Origin of the sequence: Methanoculleus sp. UBA291 (assembly GCF_002499755.1) — an archaeon.
In the GTDB taxonomy this organism is placed as follows: domain Archaea; phylum Halobacteriota; class Methanomicrobia; order Methanomicrobiales; family Methanoculleaceae; genus Methanoculleus; species Methanoculleus palmolei.
Window position 1 is genome coordinate 128,287 of record NZ_DANC01000003.1, and the last position, 6,890, is coordinate 135,176.

Below are 6,890 nucleotides of genomic sequence, written 5' to 3' on the forward strand. Positions count from 1 at the left end.
ACACGGCCCGGTTACACTGGCGAGGGCGATGGTGCCCCCGAGGATGCCCATGGCTTTTCCCTGCCCGTCGGCCGGGTAGAGTTCAAAGACGATGACCATGACAAGAGCGGCGGCCATCGCTGCTCCCAGACCCTGAAGGATACGCATGCCGATGAGTACCGGGAGCGTCGGGGCAAGGGCGCACCCCAGCGAGGCGATGGTGAAGAGCCCTATGCCTGCAAGGAAGATGCGGTTTTTGCCGAAATACGCAGCCATTCGTGCAAACACGAGCATGGATGCAGTCATGGCCACCAGATAGCCGGTTATAGTCCACTGTGATAAGGCGATATCCGCGTGGAAGGCCGCGGTGATCGTCGGCAGGGCGATGGTGATGACGACGCTGTCCAGGACGGTCATGTACATGCCCAGCAGAGCGACGACCATCACTATGTTCCGGGCAGCGTTACTTGTTGTCGGGGCATGCGGAGAATGGATACCGGTCTTCATATGTTTCCTCCCCCGGTACCCGCCGGGCCCGGGGTGCACTGATCAGCGGTCGGTTCGAAAAGTATTCAATCACTTACAACTCATGTGGGTTGTAATGTCGGAGAGGATCGTCGAACTCCTCAAAACACACGGGTTCTCCGAGTATGAGGCAAAAGCCTACACGGCCGTTGTCGGCCTCGGGCGGGGGACCGCACGCGAGATCTGCGAGATCTCCGGCGTGCCGCAGGGGCGTATCTACACAGTGCTGCACTCGCTCTCCGATCGGGGATTCGTGGAGGTTGAGGCAGGTTCGCCCACGTTCTACCTCGCGGAGGACCCGGCCGAACTCTTCATCGCCCTCAAGGAGGAGTACTGTGAGTCCATCGACGTGCTGGTGGGAGAACTCAAAAGCCTCCACGTCGAGGCGCACCTGCCCTCCCCCATCTGGTCCATCAGGAACGAGCGGGGCATCAGGCACCGCCTGAGGATGCTGATCCGGGACGCCGGGGAGGACATCATCATGATCGCCCGCGACTCCGGCGCCCTCCAGGCCATCGCCGACGACCTGAGGGCGGCCAACAGACGGGTGAACCTTACCGTCCTGGTGCCCGACCGGGCACCGTTCGCGGGCATCGGGCTGCGGGTGTTTCCTATGAGTGTTGCGCTCTTGAACCTCTTCAGGGAGATGCTGGAAAAAAAGCCGGGGATGAAAGACCCCACGTGGGCCACGGAGCTCTTCATGATCGTCGATGGAGTGAGCGCCATCGTCGTTGGCCGCCGGGCCGGGGTGAGGTCTGCGACGGTCTTTTGCATGCCCGCGGTCTGCTTTATGATCCGGCGGCTGATCGAACTGCTGGAACCTGCGGTGCGGGGCGAGGAGGACCGGGGCACAGAGAAAATCGGGTCCGGCTGTGAGCCGCCGGCGATGACCCCCTGACCCGCGATCTGGCCGTCCACGCGGTCTTCCGCGGCCGCGACCTCGGAAAGACTACACGGTTCTGATGGTCTACCGGCCCGCCGCCGCTCTGATCCTCGGGGTTTCGGTCGTCCCCTCCCTCTACTTCGTCGACGGCGACCGCCGGGTGGAGGTCACGGTAGGCGAGGTGTGGATTTTTATGGTGATAGGCCGTGAAATCAGAAAATTGAGGAGAGGAATCGCTGACGGCGGTTAAGGTATCGACACCTCTGACTTCTTCAACCCCTTTCGGGGTTCTCACGAACGTGTTCATGATATCGTCTCCGTTTTGCGGCTGATTCGATCGAATCTTCCGCCTTCCTGCACTACCTACGGGGATGTTGCCGTATGCACGAGTCGGAGACCCGGGGGTGAAATAGTTCCGGACTGCTCCGAAGTTGCCTGCATGAAGCCGGGGTGATGCCGAACCTCGAACCAGCAAGTGCTGGTAACTTTCGGAAGCGTTCAGCCGTCATCGGGAGCGGGCGTCCGATCCGGCGGGGCAGGCAAGTTCGCAGGCGCGGCAATGGTCGATTCTACCTCTCCCGGAGTTCTTGTCGGCGTTCATCCGCGCCATACACCGGTCCCGGCTGTATCTCCCGGTGCAAAAGGCATCCATCGGGCAGGCACGGGTGCAGTATTGCTCGCAGCCGGCACAGGGGAGATCGCTTTCCGGGGGATTCCGGGCGGGACAGTCCAGATCGGCAAAGACCGCCCGGAACCTGACTCGCGGCCCGTATCCCGGGACGAGAACGAGGTTGTTTCTCCCCATCCTCCCGATGCCTGCCATGCAGGCAGCATCTTTGAGGTAGATCCCGCCGTCCTGGAGCTGGTAGGGGATGACCCGGGTCCGGACGCCGTACCTCTCCTGCAGCCAGCGGCCGAGTTCTCTCCCGATCTTCGCGAGGGTCCGGTCCCCGGGCGTCCCCCGCCCCTCCTCCCAGAGGTCGAGTCCGGGGTCTTCTGGGTCGTGGTAGAGGCCGAGGACGATGTAGGTCCCCCGGTCCGCCCGCGATCCCTGTCGTCCGTCCGCGACCGCCGAGGGGCAGTCGATGAGCCTCGCCGCCGGGACGGCGCCCGCCGCGTCCGCCCCTAGTTCACGGGCCTTTCTGAGCGCCGCCTCGATGATCTCCCGGTCGTCCGGCATCATAGATGGGCATGGGGCCGGGAGGAGAAGAAGGATCGGGTGGTTCGGGTCAAACCGGCGTTTCGGGCTTTTCCAGCACGTAGGAGACCGTTCCTTCCTCGAACCCTTCGCCGGCACGGGCGAACCCGTTCTCTTCCAGCACCTTGATGGATGCGGCGAGATCCGGGTAGATCGCCGCCTCGATCCGCCGGATGCTCGGGAGGGAGAAGATCGCGGGGATGAGGTGGCGGACCGCCTCGGTCGCATATCCCCGGCCCCGGAACTCGTCGAGCACCGAGTAGCCGATGAGGACCGTGTCCCCCGTCTCCTCAAGCGTTGGGGGTGAGGCTGTCCCGCCGGTGCCGACGAGGACCCGTCCGCCAACTGCGGGGTCGTCAAGCACCCAGTACCAGGCGGCGAAGAGCGGGTCCCCGCCTTCGGTCGTCATCTGGATGAACGCCCCAAGCGTATCGTCGTCGAGTAGCGGCGGGGGCCACGACTCCGGGACGGCGGCGTCGAGGTGGCGGGCAAGTTCCCGGCGGTCCTCGCGGTCGCTCTTGAGGATTTCGAGCGTCGCCGGGACCAGGTCCAGGTGCTCGGTGCGGATGCGGGTGGGTTTCATTGTTGTTACAGCCATACGTATTGTTAGCCGTGGGATGGTTCTTATCTGTTGCGGCTCCGCCCCCGGACCCGGCCGGCAAGTGATTGGGATACCCATTCCATCATCAGGAAGTTCTGGGACCCGGTGAGAATGAACTGTCCCGGCCTCCGGTTTCTATCAAGGACGCCCTGGAGGTACGGGAAGAGTTCCCGGACCCTCTGCACCTCATCGAAGAGACCGCTCCGGTCTTTTCATAGTGTGCAAAGAAACTGCGCGGGTCCTCCTCGGCGAAGGCCCGGGTGTCGGGGTCCTCCAGCAGCACATAGGGCAACTCCGGGAAGACGGCTCGCACGAGCGTCGTCTTTCCCGACTGGCGGGGGCTGATCACGGCCACTGCTGGAAACCCGAGGGCGAGCGACCGGATCTTCTCCTCCGCCTCCCGCCGGCTCATTCTCTGTACCAGGTGGACATATTGTAAATCGTATTTGACAATTCGTCCAGGTGAACTACCCCCCGCTTGCGCAGGGGGTCTTCCCGCTCAGCCCCTTCAACCCCACGGAGATAATCACCCGCTCGTGCCCGGGGAGTCGCTTCGTCCTTCAAAAGACTGATACGGGGTGAGCATCATACTCCCCGATAAGCAAGAAGGCAGGAGCGAAGAGCCTTTTATCCCCGAACCACAATAGTGATCCATGGAGTGGTCCCGATGCCGGTAGAGGTCGATGGAAGACTGATCGATGATACGACGATCCTGCTCGATCAGCCCCTGAAGCCCGGGGAAGAGAGGGTGGTCGTCAGGTTGAAGAAACAACCTAAGAAAATGACAAAACTCTATGCCCCGGAGGAATACGTCTTGAAACTGGCCGAAAAAGATCTGGAAGAGTTATACTGATGGAGATCTCCGAATTGGAGGACGGGTCGGCATTCCTTGACACCAATATCCTCCTCTACGCCTACACGACCACGAAGTTCTCTCTGTCGTGCGAAACGCTTCTCGAAAAGGTGCAGGCCGAAGATGTTACGGGTTATGTCAATTCCACAGTCATTGACGAGTTCTTTCATAAAGCTCTTCTCACCCAGATCTACATCGAGAAGCGCCTTTCACCACGGGAGGCGATCGCGTACATCAAGAAGCACCCGGCGATCTTGAACACGCTCAACACCCCATATTCCGTGACCCGGGAGGTACTGGAACAGTACAACCTCAGAGTCCTTGATACCTCGGACATCCTGGATGATACGCTCAGGATCTCCCAGCAGTATGGATTATTGTTTTCTGATGCGCTTCATGCCGCGTCTGCACGCAGGCACCATATCGACTACTTCGTGACGAACGACCGGGATTTTGATCGGGTAGACTTCCTCACGCTGGTGCGTCCTTCTGCGAAAGAGAGCTCCTGACTGCCCATGCCGCATGCATGCTCTCTGGAAAGAGTCTCCAATCCCGTTTCAGCAATACGGGCTCAAGATCGCCCGGATAAATGATGAGACTGTATTGATCAACCTAAAGACCTCTCCGGAAAGATCCCTACACCCAAGAACGACTTGATTCACTCGGGCTGAATGAGCGGCAGATTGCTGCCGTAAACTACCTGAAGAGAAAGGGCTCCCTCTCAAACCAGGAGTATCAACAACTCAATAGCGCGAAGAAGGCGACCGCAACACGGGATCTTAAGGCGATGGTTCAGATCGGCATTCTCCGCAAAGAGGGAACGACCGGACCGGGCGTGCCTCGTTGACGTACGCAACGAGAGAGGGATAGCAAGGGACCGACAGCAGGTTCACGATGGGATCATGATGCCGGCCCCGGTTGACGATCTCTATTCCCAAAGAATCCGGGGTTCACTCCCGGAGATACCTTCCCCCGACCGGGACGAACCGCTCGGGTTTCTTGACCGTGTCGTACTCCCGGATATCCTCGAGTTCAAGCGCCATCCAGGCTCTCTTCTTTGTCTCGCCCTTCCTGACCCTGACCCCCTGCCACCGCTCCTGTTTCTGCAGGTAGGCGCGGGTTTCGTCTTTCGTGAGGAAGACCGCATCCCCGAAGGTATCGAAGAACGCGAGGGGGTCGTCGTTGACGACGATCCGCTTGATCGTCGCCTCCCCGACGTAGCCGGTATCCTCATGCGACTGATAGAAGACGAGTTTCATGCCGCTCCGGAGGTCTTTGTAGACGGTGGCGGGTTTGATGAAGACGGTCTTTCTGTCCTTGAAGAACCGGGGCATGAGGTGTTTCGGGACGGGGAAGGTGACGCCGGTAATCTCGGGCATCGGTTACGCCTCCACTCCGGCCCGCTTGAGGATGAGCTGATAATCTTCCTCGGGGATCTCGCGCATGGCTATCCTGAGGTGGCCGCTCCACATCGTCTTGTTCGTGATGAACTTGAGATAGGGGATCAGCGGTTTGAACTCAAGGGGTTCGGCAAAGACCGCTACCGGCCTGACCTTCATACGGTAAGGGAAGACCTCGTCGCCCATCTGCGGCGGGGTGATGAAGAGGCGGGAGTGATCTATGTAGGGTTCGGCGACGACCTCGTAGGCTCCGGTTATCGCGGAGGGGAGGATGGTGTCGTCCTCCTTCTCCTGCCGAACATATACAAGGATAGTGTCGCCGGGCTTCACCCGGTGCATGAGGGTTTTGTTCCGCTTGGGTACTCCCCAGATGTGCTTCGCATCGAGGATCTTCTGGTTGTCGCGGTTCGAGGAGGCGATCCAGTGGGTCATACAAAGAGATTCAGGCACCCGTATGAAAAACCTTTTGAAGCCGGTGGATAACTGTATTCTTTGTAAAGAGGAGATCTATAGCGAAAATCCAGTGTTAATGATCGAGAACTTTTGGATGGTATAACTATATAGGAAGACCCCCGCTTCAATAACTTGAATCTTATTTTTCTACCGCCGTCAGAATCCGCCTGAAAAGGATGCATTGGAATTTTGGATTAATATCTTTAGAATGTTCTTTCCACGCCGCTCTTTGACCCGTTGAAAAATGTCGTGGAGAAGTTATTCGCTCCTGGAAAGAGCGGGAGAAAGAATGAGGCCAAGGAATTTGAAGAATATATAAGAAGTTACAAGAGCGTGTTCTAAGGATTATCAACTTCAAGTTGCACCCTATCGTCCAAAAGTACGCATGCAGAGGCATACTTCGGTCTCGCCGACGATCTGGCACGGCTCTTCTGCCGCGAGATCGATCTCGTTGAACTATCGGCTATCGGAAACCCGATCTTCCGTGAGGCCGTGAAAGAGACCTGCAGGGATGTCTATGCCGTCGCGTGAGGGCAGGAAATATCTCTACGATATTGCAGAGGCTGCAGATTATATCGTACAGTTCACCGGTGGGAGGACCTTTGAAGAGTATCGCAACGATCCCATGCTCAGATCGGCTGTTGAGCGGCAGTTTGAGATCATCGGTGAAGCGCTGAACCGGCATTCTCCGGCGGGAACCGCCCCTCAGGGAGAAGATCTCCGACGCTCCCCTGATAATCGCGTTCAGGAATCGTCTGATTCACGGGTACGCAACCGTATCCGACGAGGTAATCCGGGGTGTCGTCGAAGGGTATCTGCCGGTCCTCGCAGGCGAGGTGCGGTCTCTTCTGAGAGAGAATGGATATGGCTGCCCGCGGAGACTTTTTTCCCGACTCTACAACAGGAACTCATCCCAAAAAGATCTATGAATGTTCTGTACACCCTTATCGGAGCACGCACCTCCGAAGTTTCTCTCCTCTGAACGATATCCAGGACAG

General features: G+C 58.7%; 11 protein-coding genes and 1 pseudogene. 6 read left to right on the plus strand and 6 right to left on the minus strand.

All coding sequences use genetic code 11. The annotated features are described in order from the left end of the window. Positions 1–486, minus strand: a 486-nt coding sequence (locus BP737_RS00910) for an MFS transporter (protein WP_292410970.1), incomplete at its 3' end; no start/stop codon positions are given. Between the two features lie 94 nt (positions 487–580). Here BP737_RS00910 and BP737_RS00915 point away from each other — a divergent pair. Together BP737_RS00915 and BP737_RS00920 are read left to right on the plus strand one after the other, a co-directional pair. Further along, the gene (locus tag BP737_RS00915) at positions 581–1,402 is read left to right on the plus strand and encodes a TrmB family transcriptional regulator (protein ID WP_292410971.1); all 822 of its coding nucleotides are present in this window, start codon (positions 581–583) and stop codon (positions 1,400–1,402) included. A 64-nt stretch (positions 1,403–1,466) separates the two neighbouring features. Next, positions 1,467–1,637 (plus strand): hypothetical protein, encoded by a 171-nt coding sequence (locus tag BP737_RS00920; RefSeq protein WP_292410972.1) that lies wholly within the window; start codon positions 1,467–1,469, stop codon positions 1,635–1,637. Positions 1,638–1,892: 255 nt separating this feature from the next. Here BP737_RS00920 and BP737_RS00925 read toward each other — a convergent pair whose 3' ends face one another. Genes BP737_RS00925 through BP737_RS00935 form a run of 3 tightly spaced genes read right to left on the minus strand, consistent with a single transcriptional unit; the run spans position 1,893 to position 3,371 of the window. Continuing rightward, complete coding sequence (locus BP737_RS00925) at positions 1,893–2,570, minus strand: hypothetical protein (RefSeq protein ID WP_292410973.1); 678 nt, start codon at positions 2,568–2,570, stop codon at positions 1,893–1,895. A gap of 46 nt (positions 2,571–2,616) precedes the next feature. Then, positions 2,617–3,183, minus strand: a complete 567-nt coding sequence (locus tag BP737_RS00930) for a GNAT family N-acetyltransferase (protein WP_292410974.1) — start codon at positions 3,181–3,183, stop codon at positions 2,617–2,619. Positions 3,184–3,209: 26 nt separating this feature from the next. Next, positions 3,210–3,371, minus strand: coding sequence for an AAA family ATPase (locus BP737_RS00935; protein ID WP_292410975.1), 162 nt, complete (start codon positions 3,369–3,371; stop codon positions 3,210–3,212). Between the two features lie 482 nt (positions 3,372–3,853). On the opposite strand from BP737_RS00935, the gene BP737_RS00940 reads away from it, so the two are divergent. Together BP737_RS00940 and BP737_RS00945 are read left to right on the plus strand one after the other, a co-directional pair. Continuing rightward, positions 3,854–4,039, plus strand: a complete 186-nt coding sequence (locus BP737_RS00940; protein ID WP_292410976.1) for a hypothetical protein — start codon at positions 3,854–3,856, stop codon at positions 4,037–4,039. Further along, a complete protein-coding gene (locus BP737_RS00945; RefSeq protein WP_292410977.1) occupies positions 4,039–4,548 on the plus strand; it encodes a type II toxin-antitoxin system VapC family toxin in 510 nt (169 codons plus the stop codon). The genes BP737_RS00940 and BP737_RS00945 overlap by 1 nt, the downstream gene beginning before the upstream one ends. 441 nt (positions 4,549–4,989) lie before the next feature. Here BP737_RS00945 and BP737_RS00950 read toward each other — a convergent pair whose 3' ends face one another. Both BP737_RS00950 and BP737_RS00955 read right to left on the minus strand, forming a co-directional pair. Next, on the minus strand, positions 4,990–5,418 hold the full coding sequence (locus BP737_RS00950) for a DUF365 domain-containing protein (protein WP_292410978.1): 429 nt from the start codon (positions 5,416–5,418) through the stop codon (positions 4,990–4,992). A 3-nt stretch (positions 5,419–5,421) separates the two neighbouring features. After that, on the minus strand, positions 5,422–5,871 hold the full coding sequence (locus BP737_RS00955; protein WP_342685812.1) for an EVE domain-containing protein: 450 nt from the start codon (positions 5,869–5,871) through the stop codon (positions 5,422–5,424). A 538-nt stretch (positions 5,872–6,409) separates the two neighbouring features. On the opposite strand from BP737_RS00955, the pseudogene BP737_RS14740 reads away from it, so the two are divergent. Together BP737_RS14740 and BP737_RS14745 are read left to right on the plus strand one after the other, a co-directional pair. Then, positions 6,410–6,526: pseudogene (locus BP737_RS14740) on the plus strand (hypothetical protein); the annotation flags it as partial. Positions 6,527–6,650: 124 nt separating this feature from the next. After that, the gene (locus BP737_RS14745; RefSeq protein WP_394339244.1) at positions 6,651–6,821 is read left to right on the plus strand and encodes a hypothetical protein; all 171 of its coding nucleotides are present in this window, start codon (positions 6,651–6,653) and stop codon (positions 6,819–6,821) included. The last annotated feature ends 69 nt before the right edge of the window (positions 6,822–6,890 follow it).

What these genes read in the sequence shown, in the direction of transcription:
- BP737_RS00930 (WP_292410974.1), bottom strand. Translation starts at nt 3,183, where the DNA reads ATGGCTGTAACAACAATGAAACCCACCCGCATCCGCACCGAGCACCTG.
- BP737_RS00945 (WP_292410977.1), top strand. Translation starts at nt 4,039, where the DNA reads ATGGAGATCTCCGAATTGGAGGACGGGTCGGCATTCCTTGACACCAAT.
- BP737_RS00950 (WP_292410978.1), bottom strand. Translation starts at nt 5,418, where the DNA reads ATGCCCGAGATTACCGGCGTCACCTTCCCCGTCCCGAAACACCTCATG.
- BP737_RS00915 (WP_292410971.1), top strand. Translation starts at nt 581, where the DNA reads ATGTCGGAGAGGATCGTCGAACTCCTCAAAACACACGGGTTCTCCGAG.
- BP737_RS00955 (WP_342685812.1), bottom strand. Translation starts at nt 5,871, where the DNA reads ATGACCCACTGGATCGCCTCCTCGAACCGCGACAACCAGAAGATCCTC.
- BP737_RS00920 (WP_292410972.1), top strand. Translation starts at nt 1,467, where the DNA reads ATGGTCTACCGGCCCGCCGCCGCTCTGATCCTCGGGGTTTCGGTCGTC.
- BP737_RS00940 (WP_292410976.1), top strand. Translation starts at nt 3,854, where the DNA reads ATGCCGGTAGAGGTCGATGGAAGACTGATCGATGATACGACGATCCTG.
- BP737_RS00925 (WP_292410973.1), bottom strand. Translation starts at nt 2,570, where the DNA reads ATGATGCCGGACGACCGGGAGATCATCGAGGCGGCGCTCAGAAAGGCC.